The organism is Xanthomonas sp. NCPPB 3200 (assembly GCF_056393585.1).
In genome coordinates this window covers 1,345,457-1,364,748 of the sequence record NZ_CM150785.1, presented here as the reverse complement: position 1 = coordinate 1,364,748, position 19,292 = coordinate 1,345,457, and the positions used below count along the sequence as shown (strand labels likewise).

12 protein-coding genes are annotated in these 19,292 nt (G+C 66.6%); 1 reads left to right on the top strand and 11 read right to left on the bottom strand.

Features of this window, described 5'->3' with window-relative positions; genetic code table 11:
• Positions 1–7 precede the first annotated feature (7 nt).
• From AC06DU_RS05885 to lexA, 11 genes are all read right to left on the bottom strand, one after another.
• Entirely contained in the window at positions 8–2,128 is a 2,121-nt protein-coding gene (locus tag AC06DU_RS05885; protein WP_478203787.1) for a prolyl oligopeptidase family serine peptidase, read from the bottom strand.
• A gap of 172 nt (positions 2,129–2,300) precedes the next feature.
• Positions 2,301–3,587 (bottom strand): carbohydrate porin, encoded by a 1,287-nt coding sequence (locus tag AC06DU_RS05880; RefSeq protein ID WP_478203786.1) that lies wholly within the window; start codon positions 3,585–3,587, stop codon positions 2,301–2,303.
• Positions 3,588–3,823: 236 nt separating this feature from the next.
• Complete coding sequence (locus AC06DU_RS05875) at positions 3,824–6,250, bottom strand: glucose/quinate/shikimate family membrane-bound PQQ-dependent dehydrogenase (RefSeq protein ID WP_478203785.1); 2,427 nt, start codon at positions 6,248–6,250, stop codon at positions 3,824–3,826.
• A gap of 302 nt (positions 6,251–6,552) precedes the next feature.
• Positions 6,553–7,401, bottom strand: a complete 849-nt coding sequence (locus AC06DU_RS05870; protein ID WP_166771366.1) for a transporter — start codon at positions 7,399–7,401, stop codon at positions 6,553–6,555.
• Between the two features lie 824 nt (positions 7,402–8,225).
• Complete coding sequence (locus AC06DU_RS05865) at positions 8,226–10,196, bottom strand: OPT family oligopeptide transporter (protein ID WP_047125795.1); 1,971 nt, start codon at positions 10,194–10,196, stop codon at positions 8,226–8,228.
• Positions 10,197–10,806: 610 nt separating this feature from the next.
• Entirely contained in the window at positions 10,807–11,625 is an 819-nt protein-coding gene (locus AC06DU_RS05860) for an HDOD domain-containing protein (RefSeq protein WP_478203784.1), read from the bottom strand.
• 500 nt (positions 11,626–12,125) lie between these two features.
• Positions 12,126–12,677 carry a VOC family protein gene (locus AC06DU_RS05855; protein WP_478203783.1) on the bottom strand — a complete coding sequence of 184 codons (552 nt, stop codon included), beginning with the start codon at positions 12,675–12,677 and terminating at the stop codon, positions 12,126–12,128.
• Positions 12,678–12,807: 130 nt separating this feature from the next.
• The gene (locus AC06DU_RS05850; protein WP_478203781.1) at positions 12,808–16,059 is read right to left on the bottom strand and encodes an error-prone DNA polymerase; all 3,252 of its coding nucleotides are present in this window, start codon (positions 16,057–16,059) and stop codon (positions 12,808–12,810) included.
• Positions 16,060–16,215: 156 nt separating this feature from the next.
• Positions 16,216–17,634 (bottom strand): Y-family DNA polymerase, encoded by a 1,419-nt coding sequence (locus tag AC06DU_RS05845; RefSeq protein WP_478203780.1) that lies wholly within the window; start codon positions 17,632–17,634, stop codon positions 16,216–16,218.
• 9 nt (positions 17,635–17,643) lie between these two features.
• Positions 17,644–18,297, bottom strand: coding sequence for a translesion DNA synthesis-associated protein ImuA (imuA, locus tag AC06DU_RS05840; protein WP_024938648.1), 654 nt, complete (start codon positions 18,295–18,297; stop codon positions 17,644–17,646).
• 1 nt (position 18,298) lies between these two features.
• Positions 18,299–18,904, bottom strand: a complete 606-nt coding sequence (gene lexA / locus AC06DU_RS05835; protein ID WP_478203778.1) for a transcriptional repressor LexA — start codon at positions 18,902–18,904, stop codon at positions 18,299–18,301.
• A gap of 161 nt (positions 18,905–19,065) precedes the next feature.
• Between lexA and AC06DU_RS05830 the strand changes: the two genes are divergently transcribed.
• A complete protein-coding gene (locus AC06DU_RS05830) occupies positions 19,066–19,287 on the top strand; it encodes an AbrB/MazE/SpoVT family DNA-binding domain-containing protein (protein ID WP_016849390.1) in 222 nt (73 codons plus the stop codon).
• Positions 19,288–19,292 lie beyond the last annotated feature (5 nt).

Sequence of the window (19,292 nt, the reverse complement as noted above, 5' to 3'; positions counted from 1 at the left end):
CGCGACCTCACTGGCCGATATGCTGCTTCAGCCAGCTGTTGACGGTGTCATGCCACAGCACGCTGTTGTCCGGCTTGAGTACCCAGTGATTCTCGTCCGGGAAGTACAGGAACTTGGAATCGATGCCCTTGCGCTGCAGCGCGGTGAACGCGGCCAGGCCCTGCTCGACCGGGATGCGGAAATCCTGCTGGCCGTGGATGACCAGCATCGGCACCTTCCACTTGTCCACGTGCAGCACCGGGTTGAACTTCTCGTAGCCGGCCGGGTTCTGCCACGGCGTGCCGCCGTTTTCCCATTCGCTGAACCACAGTTCCTCGGTGGCGTAGCCCATGGTGCGGTTGTCGAACACGCCGTCGTGGTCGACCAGGCACTTCCATGGCTGATTCCAGTTGCCGGCCATCCAATAGACCATGTACCCGCCATAGCTGGCACCCAGCGCGCAGGCCTTGTCGCCGTTGAGGAAGCCGTACTGCTTCTGCGCGGCGGCCCAGCCCTTCTGCAGGTCTTCCAGCGGGCGGTCGCCCCAATGCTGGCTGATCGCATCAGTGAATTCCTGGCCGTAGCCGGTGGAGCCGTGGAAGTCGATCATCACCACCGCATAGCCCTGGCCGGCGTAAGTCTGCGGATTCCAGCGGTTGCTCCAGCCGTTGCCGAAGCTGCCCTGCGGCCCGCCGTGGATCAGGAATGCCACCGGGTAGGTCTTGCCTTCCTGGTAGTTGTACGGCTTGACCACATAGCCGTGCACGGTGTCGTTGTTCCAGCCCTTGAACTGGAACTGCTCGTAGTCGCCGAACTGCACCTCCGGCAGCAGCTCGCCGGCGCTCTGGGTGATCGCACGCAGACCCTGGCCCTGCACGTCGCTGACAAAGACCTGGTCGCCGCTCTTGAGCGAGTTGCGGGTGAACGCCAGCGTGTTGCCGGCCAGGGTCGGCGCATGCACGCTGCCCTCGCCCACCAGCTTGGTCGCCTGGCCGCTGGCGATGTCGATCTTGAACAACGGATGCTCGCCGAGGTCGTCGGCGCTGGTGTAGAGGCTGGCGCCATCGGCGCTCAAAACGATCTCGCCGGCCGAGCGGTCCCACTTGGGGGCGATCTCGCGGCTCTTGCCGCTGGCCACGTCCATCGCCATCAGGCCGAAGCGGTCGGCTTCGAAACCGGGGCGCTTCATCGCGCGGTAGTACAGCGTCCTGCCGTCGCTGCTGAACACCGGGCCGGCATCCCAGGCCGGGTTGGACGCGGTCAGATTGACCGGCGCGGCCTTGCCGGCCGCATCCAGGCGGTACAGGTCGAAGTTGGTCTGCCACGGCTCGTCGTTGCCGGTGGGCTTGGCGCCGGCGGTTGCCTTCTTGCCGGTTTCCGGCCCATGCGGCTGCGGCACGCGCACGCTGGCCACCACACTGCCGCCGTCGGGCGACCAAGCGTAATCGTCGTTGCCGCCGAACGGCTTGGAGGGCGCATCGCCGGCCAGCGTGGCGCTGATCGCCGAGGCACCGGCCACGGCCTTGCCGCCGGCAGTCGGCAGGTCGGCGACGAACAAGGTGTTGCGGCGGCCATCGTTCCAGGTATCCCAATGCCGCACGAACAACTGGTCATAGACCACGCCGCTGGCCTTGGCGCTCTTGAGGTTGGCGAGCTTGCTCTTGGTGCACCCCAGGTCCGAGCCGCAGTCCTGGAACACGCCGGCACTGAAGGCGATGCGCTTGCCGTCTGGCGAGAGCTTGTAGCTGTCCACATCCACCGCAAAGCCGGTCAACTGCTGCGGCGCGCCGCCGGCAAGCGGCTGCGCGTACAGCTGCTGCGTACCGGATTTACTGCTGAGGAAGTACACCGTCTTGCCGTCCGGCGACAGCGCCGGGCTGTTGACGTTCCAGCCGTCGGGAGTGAGCCGCCTGGGCGGCGCGGCATCGCGAGTACGCAGATTGCGCGTCCACAGGCCGGTGGCCGGCTTGCCGTTGCTGCTCTTGGCCTGCCGCTTGGCGAACACCAGCACGCTGCCGTCGGGGCTGAGCGTGGGCGAAGACACCCGGTCCAGCGCGACCATGTCGCGCACATCGAATCCGCGCGCAGCGGCAAGACTTGGCAAGGCGGTCAACAGACACAGGGGCAGCACGGCGTAACGAAGCTTCATCGAGAGTTCCTGCAACGGCAAAACGTCGATGGTAGGCGTTGCTGCGCCGCACGCGCAAAGGCACAAGGTCATGCACCCGCAGGCGCCGCACGTGGCTGCCCTGCAAGGCGCCGAATGCGCACAGCGCGCAGTGCGCCGTGCGGCAACGGCGCGCCACGCTGTGGGCACGCACTCAGAACGTGAGTTTGGCCTGCAGCCCGACCACCACTGCGTTGCGCGTGTGGGTATAAGCGTAGGTCCCGGGGTTGACGATGTATTGCAGGTCCGGGCGCAACATCAGCCACGGCGTGATCTGCGCGCTGTAGGCGAGCTCGTAGAGCTCTTCGGCAGCGCTCAGCCCGGCCAGTGGCGAATCGGCCGCCACGCCGGCATCGATCAGTTCTGCGCGGCGTGCATCGAGCAGCCGATGATTGATCCTGCCGGCCACATAGCCGAGTGCGATGCGGTCCTGCGTGCGTGTGCCGATGCCCTGGTACACCCCGCCAACCGAATACCACCGTGTCATCAGCGCACTGTCGTGGTCGCTGGCCATGTACTGGGCGAATCCGGTCAGGCCAATGCTGGGGTCCGCTCCCGGGGTGAACAGTTTCTGTTCGACCAGCAGATAGGCGCCGTCGCGGCCGGTGCTGCGGCTGGTGTCCAGCCCACGCCTGGGTACCGACGAGGAGTCGTAATAGCCGCCGAACTTGTACACGCCCGGGTAGCGTGCGGTGGCCGGCTTCCAGGTAAATTCGAGCGGGAAGATCGCACCGGTGGTGCCGCTGGCGAACGGCTCGAACGCGTAGGTGTCGCGGGCACCGAAGCCCAGATTCGGGTTGACCTGAAACCAGCCGGCATGCAGGTTGAGCTGCGGGGTCAGCTGCTGCGCGCCTTCGATGCCCCAGCGCGCGGCCGGATAGTTGTACCAGCCGCTATTGGCCGAAAACGCCAGCGGATGCGCGCAGAACGCAGCATTGACGAAGTTCACCAGCAACGTGTGCGAAGCGAACTGGTTGCCCATCGCATAGAAGCCCAGTTTCAGATACGTCCTGCCCTGGTTGAAGCTGCGGTCGTAGCTGAACTCGCTCAGGCGGGTGTACTGGCCTCCGTACACTTCCTGGATGGGGAAGCGATTGCCGACCAGGTCGGCGGAAGTGCTGCGGCCGCGGCGGTCGTTGATGGTGACATGCAGGCTGCCACCACCCCAGCCGGCGAGCTTGGCCATGTCCAGATCCACGCCCACCCGCAGTTGCTGTGCATAGCGCGCGCTGGTGTTTTCGTAGCCGCCGTCCACCACGCCAAACGTCTCGGACACGTAGTCGCCGCGGACGCTCACGCCTTGCTCGGCCCAGGCGGAACGGCGCCCACCCCAGTCGCCGGTCAGCGTGGTATCGCCCGCGGCGACTGCGGTGGCCGGCAGTGCCAGCAACAAGGCGTAGCCCAGCGCACTGCGGCGCGGGAGGAAAGACAGACGATGCATCGTGGTTCTCTGATCGGGGCAGCGTGCACGGCCAGCGGTGCCGATGCATGGCGGTGTGCCAAAGCGCCGCTGCGGTAACGGGAACGTTGGCCGGGATATGCGAGACACCCGGCCGTCGGGTTGCAGCCAACAGCGGCTGACGCGAGTGCGCAGCGGTCAGCCGGGCACGCGGAGGTTTGTCGGCCGCTCCGTGACCACGCCGACGCAGCTGGCGACGTGGTCAAGAGTGGGCGGTGTCAGTGCGCGTCAGGCAAGCTGTAGGCGATCACGTTATCGCCCCGATCAGGCGACTGCCGCGCACCACCGGCACTGATCACCACGTACTGCTTGCCGGTCTTGTGCGAGACGTAGGTCATCGGCCCGCCCTGACTGCCGACCGGCAAGCGGCCCTTCCAGAGTTCCTTGCCGGTGGCACTGTCGAACGCGCGCAGGTAGTAGTCCTGGGTACCGGCGATGAACACGAGCCCGCCCTGGGTGGACAGGGTGCCGCCCAGCGTGGGCATGCCGATCGGGATCGGCAGATGCATCTTGATGCCGAACGGGCCGGTGTCCTGCACCGTCCCCACCGGCACCTGCCAGGCGATGCTGCGCGTCTTGAGGTCGATCGCGCTGAGCGTGCCGTACGGCGGCGCCTGGCACGGAATGCCCAGCGCCGACAGGAAGCGGTTCTTGTTGACCGCATACGGCGTGCCCTTCAGCGGCACGGCGCCCATGCCGGTATTGACTGCCTCGCCACCACCGGCCGCCTCGGCCTTGCGGGTGTCGGCAGGAATCATCTGCACCCACAAGCCCAGGCGCATATCGTTGGCGAAGATGACGTCATGCACCGGGTCGGTCGACAGGCCTCCCCAGTTCATGCCGCCCAGCGAGCCGGGAAAGCTCAGCGAGACATCGGTGCCCGGCGCGGTGTACAGGCCTTCATAACGCATCTGCTTGAACGCGATGCGGCACAACATTTGGTCGATCGCAGTGGCGCCCCACATGTCCGATTCGGTCAGGTGCTTGGTGCCGATCTGCGGCATGCCGACCGACAGCGGCTGGGTTGGCGCGTACTGCTCGTGCGCAATATCCGAGCCTTTCACCGGTACTTCCCTGACCTCGGTCAGCGGTTTGCCGGTGGCGCGGTCGAGCACGTAGATCTGCCCGGCCTTGGTGCCGATGACCACCGCCGGGGTGTGGCTACCGTCCGGGTTGGGGAAGTCGATCAGGCTGGGCTGCATCGGCAGGTCGAAATCCCACAGATCGTTGTGCACGGTCTGGTAGACCCACTTCTCCGCACCGGTGGTGGCATCCAGCGCCAGCACCGAGGCGCCGTACCGGTGATCGAGCGCGGTGCGCTCGGCGCCGTACAGATCGGTCGACGGCCCGCCCAGCGGCAGGAACACGGTATTCATCGCCGCGTCGTAGGACATCGGTGCCCATACGTTCGGCGTGCTGCGCACATAGCTGCTGCCGGCGGCCGGCGCCTGGCGGTCGTGCGGATTGCCCGGGTCGAAGGCCCAGCGCTGCGCGCCGGTGACCACATCGAAGCCGCGCACCACGCCACCAGGCATGTCGGTCTGCACGTTGTCGGCCACGCGTCCGCCCACCACCACGGTGGTGCCGGCCACCAGTGGCGGCGAGGTCAGCTGGTAGAACGGATCCGGCGCAGCGCCCAGGCCGGCCTTGAGATCGACCTGACCGTTGCTGCCGAAGCCCTGGCAGAACACACCGGTGTCCGCATCCACCGCGATCAGGCGACCATCGATGGTGTTGGTGAACAGGCGGCGACGGCAGTTGGCGTCCTGCGCCACCGTCACTGCGGCGATCGGCGAGGGATTGGCCACGCTCGGCGTCGGCAACGCCGCGTCGGCGTCGAAGTAGCCCAGGCCACGGCAGCGCTGCCAGACCGACGAGGTCGCATTGATCTCGCGCCGCCACAGCTGCTTGCCGGTGCTGGCGTCGAGCGCAATCAGATTGTTGTGCGGTGTGCACAGGAACACCTTCTCGCCCACCTGCAGCGGGGTCAGCTGGTCTTCGGCACCGTTGCCGTCGCTGTTGGCGATCTCGCCGGTGTGGTAGGTCCAGGCGACCTGCAGCCGGTCGACGTTGCTGCGGTTGATCTGGTCCAGCGCAGCGAAGCGGCTGCCGCCATCGGTATTGCCGTAGGCGGACCAGTTCTGTTGCACGCTTCCAGGCGGCACCGCCGTCATGCCCGGCCCCGCGTTACCTGCGACCGGCGGATGCGGCACGAACATGCCGCCGATCCCGGCCACTACCGCCAGCGCCAGCACCGTCGCCACGCCATAGGCCATGCGCCCGGTCGGCAACGCCCGGCTGCGCCGCAGCGCTGGCCAGGCCAGTGCCACCAGCACGGCGAACCCCGCAGGCAGCATCAGCCGCGAGACCAGCGGCCAGAACTCCAGCCCCGCATCCCACAGCGCCCACACCAGCGTCAGCGCGAAGGCGACGCCGTACACCAGCGCACCGGCCGGCCGACGCAGCACGATCAAGACACCGGCCAAAGCGGTCGCCAGGCCCATCAGCAGGAAGTACCAGCTGCCGCCCAGGCTGGCCAACCTCGCGCCACCCAGCAGAAAGATCAGCCCCACCAGCGCGACCAGCATGCCCAGCACCAGCAGCAATGCCCGGCCCGGGACCGGCAACTTCGATTTCGTTTCCACGTTGCAACACCTCGATCAGGAGATTCCGCGCTGCACTGCGCCCGGCATTCCGATCTGGATGCTGCAAGGCGCACGCACGACGGCCAGTAGAGGCAGCATCACTGCCCACTTTCTGTCACTCCCCTCCCCGGCCCGCGTACCTCTGGCGAGACCGGCACCGGCATGCCCGGCAGACTGACGACATAGTGTCGCACCGCACCGGGTAGTTATTACATATCTGAAGCGGTTACCTGCGGAACACTGCAGTCCGCACAGGCGCGGACCGCAGCGGCGTTTTGTATGCGCAGCGCGCGCTGCGCGCGTCAGAAGCGGTGCGACATGCCCACATACACCTGCGCGTCCGGGGTGCGGTCGTTGAGGCCGAAATTGGCGCCCACATCCAGCTGCAGCAGCGGATTGAGCAGATACGCAGCGGCGATGTCGGCCGAATACTGCTCGATGGTCTGCGCCGGATCGCGGTTGATCGAGGACCACACTTCCACCGCCATCGACAACTTGGAGGTGAGCGGATGCGCCAGGTTGATCGCATTGATCAGCGCAACATGCTTGCCGCTGCCATCGCTGTCGGCCAACCAATCCACCTCGGGCCCGAAGGTCAGCGAGAAGCTGTTGGGCAGCGCGAAATTGATCGGCAATGCGACGCCGCCTTCCCACTCGTCGTTGCCCAGGCCGGTGCGCGCGGTCGGTGCCTTGACGAACGGCAGCAACGCCACGCTGGCGGTATCGCTTTCGTAGAAACGCGCCTTCATGCGCAGATAGATGTCGCCGCCGCCGCTCAGGCTGCTGCGTGCGCCGGTGGCGCGGTCGGTGGTCTTGACCTGCAGCTGCGGCGCCCAGTTGAGCTGCAGATCGATGCGGTCGCTGACGCCGTATTTGAGCGTGGGATTGGTGAACACCGAGGTTTCGATGCGCGTGCCGGGCTGGCTGTCGCGGGTGTAGCTGCCGATGTCGGTTTCCAGCTGCCAGGCGCCGGTTGGCACGGTACAGGTGGAATTGGCCTTGGTCGGGCGATCGGTACACAGCGCCGCGTCGGTGGCCTCCTGTGCCTGTGCCTGCAGCGCAAGACTGCACAGCACACCGGCCAGGGCGATGCTAAACACGGGGGCACGGCGTGCGCGGGTGGAACGGTGGGAGATAGCAGCAGTCAGCATTGCAGTGGTTTCCATGGCAAGACGCTGGCCAGATCGCGTGAACGGCCAGCAGTGGGAGGGGGAATGCGCGTGGATGTCGAACGACTGCATGGCCGCTGGAGGGCGGCGTGTTGCCAATCGATCTTATAGGCGTCGGCAGGTCCAAAAACGCCGCCGGTGACAAAAGCGGCCTCAACAGTGTGCGGATGTCGCACAGCGTGATGCGAGTCGCTTTTCCACACCATCATTTATGGGGGTCAGGCGGAGCGATGAGCTGCGCCGTGGCGCGTCACCGGGATCGATCGAGGCATGCGGTCGCCGTGGTGCACCATCGGTGCGGGAGACGGCACGATACGGAGCAGCCGCATAAAGTCGCTATGCACGAGGCCTGGGTGGGGCGTAAAGCCGGCGCAAAGGCGCTGCGGTGGTGCAGACGCGATGGCCTGAGCGTTGTGCGTGCATTGCGCGATCGGCAAACGCTTGATGCGTTGGCGCGGTGCAGCTGCGCTCGTCGTGTCAGCTGATTGACCAGATGCGCCAACGACGTTGCCCTGCACCGGCAATGCAGGTCCGCTCACGGTGGCAATGCACGAGCATGCAGGAATGTTCGAACTGGATATGCCGCTGTGCGGTCACGGCATCGATTCGGTGCACCATGCCTTGCCGGCATGCTGCTGCACTTGCGCGTTCGGCAGCAGGGCCGCATTCGAACCGCGTCTGCGGCAAGGCAATCAGAACAGCGGCAATCCGGTTTCAATGCCACAACGAAAAAACGGACACGCATCCAGCGATGCGTGTCCGTCGAGAGGCAGCGCGCGGGCGCATGCCTTGGTGAAGCGTCACCCTCAGGCGGTTTGTTCGCCGCGCTTGCCGACGCGGTACAGCAGCCAGCCGACCAGGGCGAGGATCGCCAGGCCGAACCATTGGTTGAGCTGCAGGCTGGCCGGCAACGCCAGCACATCGGCGCGGCTGGACAGCACGATCGGCACCGCGATGGCGATCCCCATCAACGCCTCGCCGGTGATCAGACCGGCGGCGAACAGCACGCCCGGGCGATGCACACGGTCGCGGCCATCTTCGTCGTCGGCGCGGATCTTGTGGAAGCGCTCCACCAGGTGCGCGATCAGGCCGCCGAGGAAGATCGGCACCATCAGCTCCAGCGGCAGGTAGATACCGATCGCCGCCGCCAGCACCGGCACGCGGAAGCGCTTGCCGGTCTTCTTCAGCCATTCGTCCAGCGCGATGATCGCCGCGCCCACGGCGGCACCGATGGCAATCATCGACCACGGCAGCTGCCCGCCGAACAGGCCCTTGGCGACCGAGGCCATCAGCGTGGCCTGCGGTGCAGCGAGCGAGTTGGGGTGCTGCGGCGTGGCCGGGCCAATGCCGTAGGCCTGCGCCAGCAGGTTCAACACCGGCGCCATGATCAGTGCGCAGGAAAACGCGCCGATGCCCAGCATCAGTTGCTGCTTCCATGGCGTGGCGCCGACAAGATAGCCGGCCTTGAGATCCTGCAGGTTGTCGCCGCCCACCGCTGCCGCGCAACACACCACCGCGCCGATCATGATCGCCGCCACCGCACCCAACGGCGCCGCGCCGATGCCGACCGGCACCAGACCATCCTTGCCGAGCAACAGCACCAGCACCGCCGAGGCGAACAGGATGGTGGAAATGGTGATGCCCGAGACCGGGTTGTTGGACGAACCGATCAGGCCGGCCAGATAGCCGGACACCGACACGAACAGAAAGCCGGCCACGATCATGATGATGGTCATCGGGATCGACACGTGCCACTGCTGCACGATCGCCTGGTACAGGCCCAGCAGCGGCAAGGTGCACAGCACCAGCGCCGCCAGCATCCACTTCATCGGCAGGTCGCGCTCGGTTTCGGCGACCACACCGCCGCCGCTCTTGCGCGCGGCGGCAAAGCCGCTCTTGACGCCGGACAACAGCGACTTGCGCAGCGAGAACAGCGTCCATACGCCGCCGATCAGCATCGCGCCGACACCCAGGTAACGGATCTTCGCGCCCCAGATGCCGAATGCCGCGTCGGCCGCTGGCGCGCCGACCAGGCTCTGCGCCAGGGCCGGGTCGCTGCCCATGAAGAACTGCTGATACAGCGGAATGGCGATATGCCAGGACAGGATCGACCCGGACAGCACCACGATGCCGACATTCAGGCCGACGATGTAGCCCACGCCCAGCAGCGCCGGCGACAGGTTGGTGCCCAGATAGCCGACCAGGCGGCTGCTGCCCAGGTAGGTGGCCTGCGCCCAGGTGTCCGGGATCACCCGCAGGCCGCTGGCCGCACCCAGCTTGACCAGCGCGCCGATCGCACCGGACATTGCCAGGATCTTCAGGCCCGGGCCGGGGTTTTCACCGGCCTTGAGCACTTCGGCCGCTGCCTTGCCTTCGGGGAACGGCAGCGGATCTTCGACGATCATCGAGCGCCGCAACGGCACCGAGAACAGCACCCCGAGCAAGCCGCCCATGCCGGCGATGCCCAGCACCCACCAGTATTTGAAGTCCGGCCAGTAGCCCATGATCACCAACGCGGGGATGGTGAAGATCACCCCGGCGGCGATCGACGAACCGGCCGAGGCACCGGTCTGGACGATGTTGTTTTCCAGAATGGTGCCGCCGCCGAGCAGGCGCAGCACGCCCATCGAGACGACCGCAGCCGGAATGGCGGTGGCGATGGTCAGGCCGGCAAACAGGCCGAGATAGGCGTTGGCGGCCGAAAGCACCACCGCCAGCACGATGGCCAGCACGACGGCGCGGAAGGTGAGCTGGCGCGGCTGCGCGTCATGGCTCATAGGCAGTTCCCCTGTGGCAAAAAATCCGGACCACGCTAGCGCCTACACGGGGTTCCGTCCAGCTGCGCCGCGGCGTGACACTGTGCCTGCTGTGGCGGCTGGAATGCCCGGGGATGTGGCGACGGGGACAACAGGCGTGTACCAGCGTGTGTCGGCGACTGCAGCACGCATGCGGATCGCGAGCGCATAGGTCACACGGTGTGGAGGTGGCGGACACTGCTGCATGGCATGCAGACCAGCGGCATAAGGCGTCAGGGTGCGGGGATGCGGTCTTCCGGCTCGTCGACCGATGGAGGCGCCATGAGCGACGCGCGACGTGGCCGATAGGTGACAACGAGCGATGGACTCGTCATCACGTCCATCGCTCGTACCGGCGGTCGCCTGCCGCCCGTGCTGGCGGGACAGTGCGCTGATGTGGGGTCGCGGATGAGGCCGCGCGTCTGTAAGGGCCGACTAGTCTGCTGCTGCAGCGGCGGACACGCGTTGCCGTTACATCGCTATCGCCGTGATCACTGGACGCTGCCGTTTTTCCTGCACGTCAGGGATCTGCTGCCGGCGATGGTGCGTCAGCGGCTGCGCCGACGCTGGCGACGTCGGCGCGGCTGTTCGATCAATGCAGCAGTTCGGCAAACGCGCGGTCGGCGTCGATCACGTCCGGCAATGCGGCGAACAAGGCATCCAGATCCACCGTGTCCATCAACGGACCGCGCACCGCCTCCAACGCCGCCGGCGTGGCGCCACCATGTGCACGCAGCGCGTCCGACACCTGCACCGCCTGGGCGACCAGCAGCGGCATCCGCGCACCTTCCGGGGCAGCGGCCGGGCGGACCTGATAGGCGATCGCTTCCTGGATGACGGCAGGCAGCTGCCAGCGACGCACCAGCTCGGCGCCGACTTCCGGGTAGCCAAAGCCCAGCTGCAGGGTTTCTTCGGCGGCATGGCCGGCCGATGAGCTGTCGTGATTGATGCGGCTGGCGTAATCCGGCGCGCCGGACTGGATCAGCAGCTCGCCGATGTTGTGCATCATGCCGCAGGTAAACGCGGTTTCCGGATCCACGCCGTGCTGGCGCGCCAGCAGGCGGCAGATGCCGGCGACCTCGAAACTGTGCCGCCAGAACGCCTTCAGATCGAAGCCCGGGCCGGCGCGGAACGCGCCGGTCATCGCCGAGGCCAGTACCAGGGTGCGCAGCGTGTTGAAGCCCAGCCGCATGGCCGCGTCTTCTACGCTGGTGGAGTCGCGCAGGCCGTGGAAGCGCGCCGAATTGGCAAGCCGCAGCACCTTGGCGGCGATCACCGGATCGCGCTCGATGGTGTGCGCCAGCACATCGATGTTGGTTGCCGGATCGTCGAACCGGGCAATCAGGTCCTGCGCCACCTCGGGCACGGTGGGCAAGGTGTGCAACTGGTCGAACAACGCCTCCAACTTCATGATCGCCTCGTGGATGAAAGGTAAGCCAGCGCGGCCGCGCCGGCCTGCATGGTGTAGCACAGACCGGTTTGCTGCCAGTGACCGGCGGACAGATGCATTCACTCACGCTTGTGGCTGCGTTGCACAGGACGCTGCTTCGCCACTTGGCCTGAAGCAGCCAGCGCAGCAAGCGAGCTCGACAATTTACGGGCACACGACCGCATCGATTGCGTCGGTCGGCCTTGGCACCACGCAGTGATTTGGACAAATTGGCGGCCCGCGCCTATTCGCGATCGGGATCGAACGTCCTGAGCCCGGGTGCCAGATCGCGGCAGTCGTCAACGAGGCTGTGAGCGACGCGCTACAGGAAGCCGAACGGCTGCTGGTCGAACGTCTGGCATCGATCAGCCTAGCCGTACTCGGCCAGACATTGGAGGAACTGCGCGACCCCGTCAGCGTCTGACCAATATCGGCATCCTTCCCAATAACGATGGTGAAGCGGGAAAACTACCGCAGGCCCATTAATGGGCTTGCGGCTGCATAAGCTCTATCGTGATGTGGTCAGGGCCTGAAACGTAGGCCACCAGCGTTCCCTTCCTTGGCCCACCCGCAATCGGCAGTGGACTACCCTTCGCCTTCCATCCTGCTGCCTCGACGCGAGCAATAGCGGCATGAATATCGTTTACAGTCAGAGCTAGGTGGGCCGCACCAATCGCCCCCGCGCTGTTCGGCACCGTCCCGTTCTGGCGCCCTTTTGAATATTGTAATAGTTCGATCACATAACCGTCTGGTGCCCTGACGATTGCCGTTTTTACATTGGGATCATCGACACCAGTCACCTGATACAGGAAATCGCCCCCCATCTCCGACTGCCGCTCAAGCTTAAAGCCGAGCGCTCCTGTCCAGAACCGAACAGCTTCGTCCAATGACGATACCGCGAAGCCTGTGTGGTCCACGGCGATTATTCTTGCGTCGTTGTTCACTGCGTCACTCTCACTAGACCTTGCTTGAGGTGTCGGAGCTTGCGCCCTAGCTGCAACCGACGCCAGCGGCATGACGAATATGATCTTCATGGTGACGCTCTACCGCGAAGGCCTCTTCCCGAAAAAACCGGTAGTCAGGAAGGTCGGAGCGTTCCAAAAAGCCAGCAGTTGGGTATAGAACGTACATAGAACCTAGCCGCAATCCACGGCCCGAAAAGCATCAATGGAAATCGCGCGAAGGCAGCTGCATCTCGCCGAGCAGGTCACTGAGGTCGTGCAGGTCGCCGGCGATGAGATGCTCCACGCCGTCCACGCGTTCCCAGCGGCCGCGCACGGCCAGCAGGCGCGATTCCAGCAGTGCGCGGCGGCGGCGCAGCGCCAGATGCGACCAGACGATGACGTTGATCATGCCGTGCTCGTCTTCCAGGGTGACGAAGATGGTGCCCTTGGCGGTGGCCGGGCGCTGGCGCTGGGTGACCAGGCCGGCGACATGCACGCCGCTGCCGTGACGGCGGCCCTGCAGGTCGCGCAGGCCGAGGATGCGCCGCTGCTGCATCTGGGGGCGCAGCAGTGCCATCGGATGCTGGCGCAGACTCAGGCCGACCGAGCGATAGTCGGCCAGGATCTCTTCGCCTGCGCGCGGGGCTTCAAACGTCACCGTGCGTTCTTCGGGGCTGCCCGGTAATAACGGCCGACGCGCTTCCACGCCAGCCATCGCCCAACGCGCAGCATTGCGATTGCCCACCATGCCCTGCAAGGCGCCGGCTTCGGCCAATGCCAGGCGCGCCTTTTCGTCGAGTGCGGCGCGCAGGCACAGATCGCCGATATCAGCGAAGGCCCGCTGCGCGCGTGCCGCGACAATGCGGTTGGCCACCACTTCCGATAACCCGGCGATCTGGCGCATGCCCAGCCGGATCGCCGGTTGTTCGCCGGGGTCTTGGTCGCTGCGCCAGGGCCGGCCACCGACCAGCGTGTTGTCCCAGTCGCTGTGCAACACGTCCACAGGCAACACCTCCACGCGCGCACGCTCGGGACTGCCGCGGCGTGCGTCCTGCACGATCTGACTGGCCGAGTAGAAGCCCATCGGCTGCGCATTGAGCAGCCCGCAGGCGAAGGCCGCCGGCTCATGGCGCTTGAGCCAGCAGCTGGCGTAGACAAGCTTGGCGAACGAGGCGGCGTGGCTTTGCGGGAAACCGTAGGAACCGAAGCCCTTGATCTGCTCGAAGATCTGGTCGATGAAGGTGGAGGCGTAGCCTTTGCCCTGCATGCGCTCGCGCACCCGCGCGCGGTGCTGTTCCATGTCGCCGCCGCGCCGCCAGGCGGCCATCGAGCGGCGTAGATTGTCCGCTTCGCTCTCGCTGTAATCGGCAGCGTGCATCAGCAGCTCCATCACCTGTTCCTGGAATAGCGGAACTCCAAGCGTCGGCTTGAGAATGTCCTCCACCTCTGGCGAGGGGTAGTTCACGTCCTCGCGCCCCTGCCGCCGGCGCAGATACGGGTGCACCATGTCGCCCTGGATCGGGCCGGGGCGCACGATCGCCACTTCGATCACCAGGTCGTAGAACACCGCAGGCTTGAGCCGCGGCAACATCGCCATCTGCGCGCGCGACTCGATCTGGAATACGCCGACCGTGTCGGCGCGCTGGATCATCTTGTAGGTCGGCTCGTCATTGCCTGGCAGCGTGGCAATGCTGTAATCGCGCCCGCGGTGGCCGCGCACCAGCTCCAGCGTCTTGCGGATGCAGGTCAGCATGCCCAGCGCCAGGCAATCGACCTTGAGCAGCTTCATGGTTTCCAGATCGTCCTTGTCCCACTGGATGATGGTGCGGTCGGCCATGGCCGCGTTTTCCACCGGCACCAGCAGCGACAGGGGTTCGTCGGAGATGACGAAACCGCCGACATGCTGCGACAGATGGCGCGGGTGATCGCGCAGTTGCTCGGTCACCGCAAGAATCTTGTTGATCAGCGGGTTGGCCAGATCGAACCCGGCCTCTTCGATGCGCTGTTCCATCGGCGTTTCGCCATTGCCCCAGCCATAGCAATTGGCCAGCAACGCGATCTGGTCCGGCGGCAGGCCGAACGCCTTGGCCACATCGCGCACGGCGCTCTTGCCGCGATAGCAGATCACCGTCGCCGCCAATGCTGCGCGTTCGCGGCCGTACTTGTTGTAGACGTACTGCAGCACCTCCTCGCGGCGTTCGTGTTCGAAATCGACGTCGATGTCCGGGGGCTCGTCGCGTTTTTCGGACAGGAAGCGTGCCATCAACAGACGCGTTTCATCCGGGTTGACCGCGGTGATGCCCAACGCATAACACACCGCCGAGTTGGCCGATGAGCCACGGCCCTGGCAGAGGATGTGCTGCTCGCGGGCGAAGCGCACCACGTCCTGCACGGTGAGAAAGAAGGCCTCGTAGCTCTTATGCGCGATCAGCGCCAGTTCCTTCTCGATGTCGGCGCGTACCTTTGCCGGCGTTCCATTCGGCCACCGCTCACGCATCCCCTCTTCGGTGAGCTGTCGCAGATAACTCGCCGGCGTATGCCCTTGCGGCACCAGTTCGCGCGGATAGGTGTATTCAAGCCTGGAGATATCGAAGCTGCAGCGCTGCGCCAGGTCCACTGCGGCCTGCAACAGCGCATCCGGATAGATGTTGCCCAAGGCACGCCGCGTGCGCAGATGGCGCTCGCCGTTGCGGAACAGGTGCGCGCCGCACTCGGCCAACGGCAAGCCGTGGCGGATGGCGGTCAGGGTGTCCTGCACGATGCGCTCGCGCCGCTGCGCCATATGCACATCGCCGCTGGCCAGAGCGGTCATGCCCAGTTGCTGCGCCAGCAGCTGCAGGACAAGCAACCGCGCCGCATCGTCCTGTTCGCGGTGCAGTTCCACCGCCAGGAATGCACGCTCACCGAACACCTGCTGCAGCCAGGCGCCCTGCTCGGCCTGTGGCTGCGCGTCGGGTAACCACAGCGCGAACACGCCCGGTTCCACCGCGCGAAACTGCGCCTCCACCTCGGCACGCCCGAGCCGGTACGCACCCTTGCTTGCCGCACGCCGCGCGGTGGTGATCAGCGCGCACAACTGCGGATAGCCGTGCGCGTTTTCCACCAGCAGCACGAAGCGGGTGCCATCGACCAGGGTGAATTCGCTGCCGACGATCAGGCGCACGCCGGTGGCGCGCGAGGCTTCCAGGCCGCGCACGATGCCGGCCAGCGAGCACTCGTCGGTGATCGCCAGGGCGCTGTAGCCGCAGTGGTGCGCGCGCATGAACAATTGTTCGGCGCTGGAGGCGCCGCGCAGGAACGAAAAATCCGACAGGCAGTGCAGCTCGGCATAGGCAGGCAGCCCATCGGCGACCATGGCATGGGCGATGTCGTCGTTTGCCGCGCGCAACCGCGCGGCGACCGTCCAGGCGCGCGGCATGCGTCCACCGGGTGTATCGCGGTCCACGCCGTCGACGGCGTCATCCCAGCTCATGCGCGCACCTCTTCGACATCGCGCTGCCGCCACACATGCGCTGCAGATCGACCCGTTGCGCTTGCCTCTTCGGTCCGTGGCATCGGACGCGTGCGGCACCGCTGCGATGACCAGCGCCGCAGGCAACGCTCGGCTGCTGCAAGGGCACGCAACCGATCATGCGAACCACCCGTGCAGCATCCAGCCATCGACACGGCCAGGAGCGGCGAACGCCCAGCCACGCCGGCCGCGTGCGGTTTCCACCACGTAGTAATCGCGGCGCGCCTCGTCGTCGTCCCACCAGCCGCTTTCCAGCCGCTCCGGGCCGGAGATGATGCGCAGCTGCGTCTCGTGCAGAGGCACTGGCTGCGGCAACAGCCAGGTCGGGCGCGGCGGACGCGGCGGCGCCGCAACGTCGCGCACCGCATCACCGATGGCGCGCCGCCAGGCACGTTCCGGGCGCGGGTCGTCGGCCGGCAGTACGCGGTACACCGCCTCATCGCCCAGCCGCGCGCGCAGGCGCTCGCGTAGCTGCGGCCACTCCACCGATTGCTGCGCACGTTGATCGAACAGATCGCGCATGGCCGGCACGAACGGTGGCAGCTGCCGCGCCAGCAGGCGCATCGCCACCACCGGGCGTGGGATCTCCACCCGCTCCAGCCGGTTACGCGCAAGCTCGAACAACAGCGTCGGCGCGCGCTCCGGGGTCAGCAGGCCGATCTCGACATCGGTGGCGCCTTCCTCGTGTTCCAGCCGCAGCAGGAACCGTTGCACGCCGCCGTCGCGGATGGACAGGTAGGTGCACAGGTCGCCGATCAGGCGACGCAGCGGGAACAGCAGCGCCGGATGCATTTCCACCTCGTAGCCGAGCTCCACACGCTGGTCGAAGTGGTCCGGTGGCGCGTAGCACTCCAGGGGGTCGTCGGCCTGGCCGTAGAGGCGGTCCAGATGCTCGAGCAGGCCCGCACCGAACCGCCGGCGCAGCCCATCGCGCGGCAACGCGCGCACCGCCGCCAGCGTGCGTACGCCCATGTGTTGCAGGCGCTCGCCGGCATCGCCCGGCAACGCGGCGCGGCGTACCGGCACCTTGTCCAGCGTGGCGTGCAAGGCCGGCAACTGCGTCACCACCATGCCATCGCGCAAACCGGCCAGCACGCGCGCGGCGCGCGGCGTAGGTGCCAGTGCAAGCCGGTGCCGGAAGCCCAAGGCCTGCAGTTCATCGCGCAGGCGGCGCTCGAAACGCGGCCATGGACCGAACAACCGAAAACTGGCACCGGCCTCCAGCACGATGGCACGCGACCATTGCTGGCTCACCAACGAACTGTGCCGGTACGCCCACGCCGCAAGAAACCGCTGCGTGCGCGCCTCAGCCTGGGCCTCGTAATCGATGATGCGTACATGGGACATCAGCGCATGCGCCGCCGACAGCCGCATGCCGGCTTTCAGGCCGGCGGCGGACGCCGCTGCATTGACCGAGTGCAGGCTGCGCAACTGCGCCGGGCCTTCCACCAACGCCAGCGGTGCGTCCGGCTCTTCCAGACGCCGGAGGACGGCGTCCAGCGCCAGCTGCGGCAGCAAGATGCAGGCCCACAACATGCGCGCGCCTCAATGCGCCAGCCGCAACGGCTGCGACGGGACCTGCCCGCCGCGGCACTTGCGTACCTGCCAGGCATCGCGCTCGGGCAGAAATTCCAGCCGTAATGCCGCCGGCGATGCATTGACCGCATGCTTGCGATCGCGCAACGCGAACGCGCAGCAGTTGCCGCTGTCGGCGGCGACCTGCAGCCGCCGCAATGCGCGTGCATCGCCGGTCTGCGGCCAGCCCAGCACTGCCGCGCATGCGCCACTGCGCAGGCATTGCTCGAACGCCCACAAGGCGTCGCGCGGCTCGGCCTGCACCACTTCCAGATGTTCCAGCACCACCCCGCCCGCCTGCCAGGCCGGCGCATAGGGAATGAACGGCGGCGCCACCAGCACCACCCGGCTGCTGGCGCCGGTCATGCGCGCCAGCGTGGGCAACAGCAGTGCGATCTCGCCCACGCCATGCGCGGGCAGCAGCAACTCGGTCAGTGCCCGCCGCGGCCAGCCGCCATCGGGTAGCAGCGCATCCAGCGCCGCATGCCCGGTGGATTCGCCGCCATGGGCGATGGCGGTGCCACGACCCGCGCGCCACACCGTGCGCGCGGCCAGCAGGGCGTCCAGCGGCAGGGCGACTGCCGCGTTGCCGTCCTGCCTGATGCGCGCGGGCTCCTGGCTCATCTCAACCCTGCCGGATCAGACCGCAGTACAGTCCTTCGATCGCGAAGTCGGCATCGGCCGGCACCACGATCGGCGCGTGCGCGCGGTTGCGCGGCAACAGGCGGATGCGTTCGGCACCGCGCTCCAGCCGCTTGATGGTGATTTCGCCATCCACCCGCGCCACCACGATCTGCCCATCGCGCGCCTCGCTGCTGCGATGCACGCCGACCAGATCGCCGTCCAGGATGCCGTCGTCGATCATCGAATCGCCCTGCACCTGCAGCAGATAGTCCGGGCGCAAGGAGAACAGCGTGCGGTCCAGCCACAACTGCCGGTCCAGGCCGATATCCGCCCCGATCGGCACACCGGCCGCCACCCGGCCCAGCACCGGCAAGGCCAGCAAGGCATCGCGCGCGGCCCCGCCCGGCATGCGGATGCCGCGCTTCTGATTGGGCAACAGCTCGATCAACCCGGCCTCGGCCAGCGCCTGCACGTGCTTTTGCGCGGCATTGCGCGAGGCGAACCCGAACGCCTGCGCAATCTCGGCCAGGCTGGGGGATACCCCTGCACGGGCCTGTTCCTGCAGGAAAGCCAGCACCGCCTGACGCTTGGGGGAGAGAGATTCCATGGGAGTGCAACGGCCGGCCGGGACAAGGTGTACATTTGTACACCTGTCGGTCGCAGCAGGCGAGATTGGCCCATGCAGGTTGCTGAGCCGCTTCAGCCAGGACGGGCTTGTGATCGGCTGGAGACGGAGTTATAACTTACGTACTAACGAAGGCGTCGACCATGAAGCTCAAGATCACCTCCATCGGCAATTCCGCTGGCGTCATCCTGCCCAAGGAACTGCTCGCCCGCCTGCGCCTGGGCAAGGGAGACGAACTCTATGCACTGGAAACGCCCGACGGCATCAAGCTGACCGCGTTCGACCCGACCCTGGCCGCGCAGATGGATGTGGCCGAGCAGGTGATGCGCGAGGACCGTCAGGTGCTGAACAAGCTGGCCAAATGAACACG

Excerpts from the sequence above, each read along its gene's own strand:
- AC06DU_RS05855 (WP_478203783.1), bottom strand. The coding sequence starts at position 12,677 with ATGAAGATCATATTCGTCATGCCGCTGGCGTCGGTTGCAGCTAGGGCG.
- AC06DU_RS05860 (WP_478203784.1), bottom strand. The coding sequence starts at position 11,625 with ATGAAGTTGGAGGCGTTGTTCGACCAGTTGCACACCTTGCCCACCGTG.
- AC06DU_RS05865 (WP_047125795.1), bottom strand. The coding sequence starts at position 10,196 with ATGAGCCATGACGCGCAGCCGCGCCAGCTCACCTTCCGCGCCGTCGTG.
- AC06DU_RS05885 (WP_478203787.1), bottom strand. The coding sequence starts at position 2,128 with ATGAAGCTTCGTTACGCCGTGCTGCCCCTGTGTCTGTTGACCGCCTTG.
- AC06DU_RS05850 (WP_478203781.1), bottom strand. The coding sequence starts at position 16,059 with ATGAGCTGGGATGACGCCGTCGACGGCGTGGACCGCGATACACCCGGT.
- AC06DU_RS05870 (WP_166771366.1), bottom strand. The coding sequence starts at position 7,401 with ATGCTGACTGCTGCTATCTCCCACCGTTCCACCCGCGCACGCCGTGCC.
- AC06DU_RS05880 (WP_478203786.1), bottom strand. The coding sequence starts at position 3,587 with ATGCATCGTCTGTCTTTCCTCCCGCGCCGCAGTGCGCTGGGCTACGCC.
- lexA (WP_478203778.1), bottom strand. The coding sequence starts at position 18,904 with ATGGAATCTCTCTCCCCCAAGCGTCAGGCGGTGCTGGCTTTCCTGCAG.
- AC06DU_RS05830 (WP_016849390.1), top strand. The coding sequence starts at position 19,066 with ATGAAGCTCAAGATCACCTCCATCGGCAATTCCGCTGGCGTCATCCTG.
- imuA (WP_024938648.1), bottom strand. The coding sequence starts at position 18,297 with ATGAGCCAGGAGCCCGCGCGCATCAGGCAGGACGGCAACGCGGCAGTC.
- AC06DU_RS05845 (WP_478203780.1), bottom strand. The coding sequence starts at position 17,634 with ATGTTGTGGGCCTGCATCTTGCTGCCGCAGCTGGCGCTGGACGCCGTC.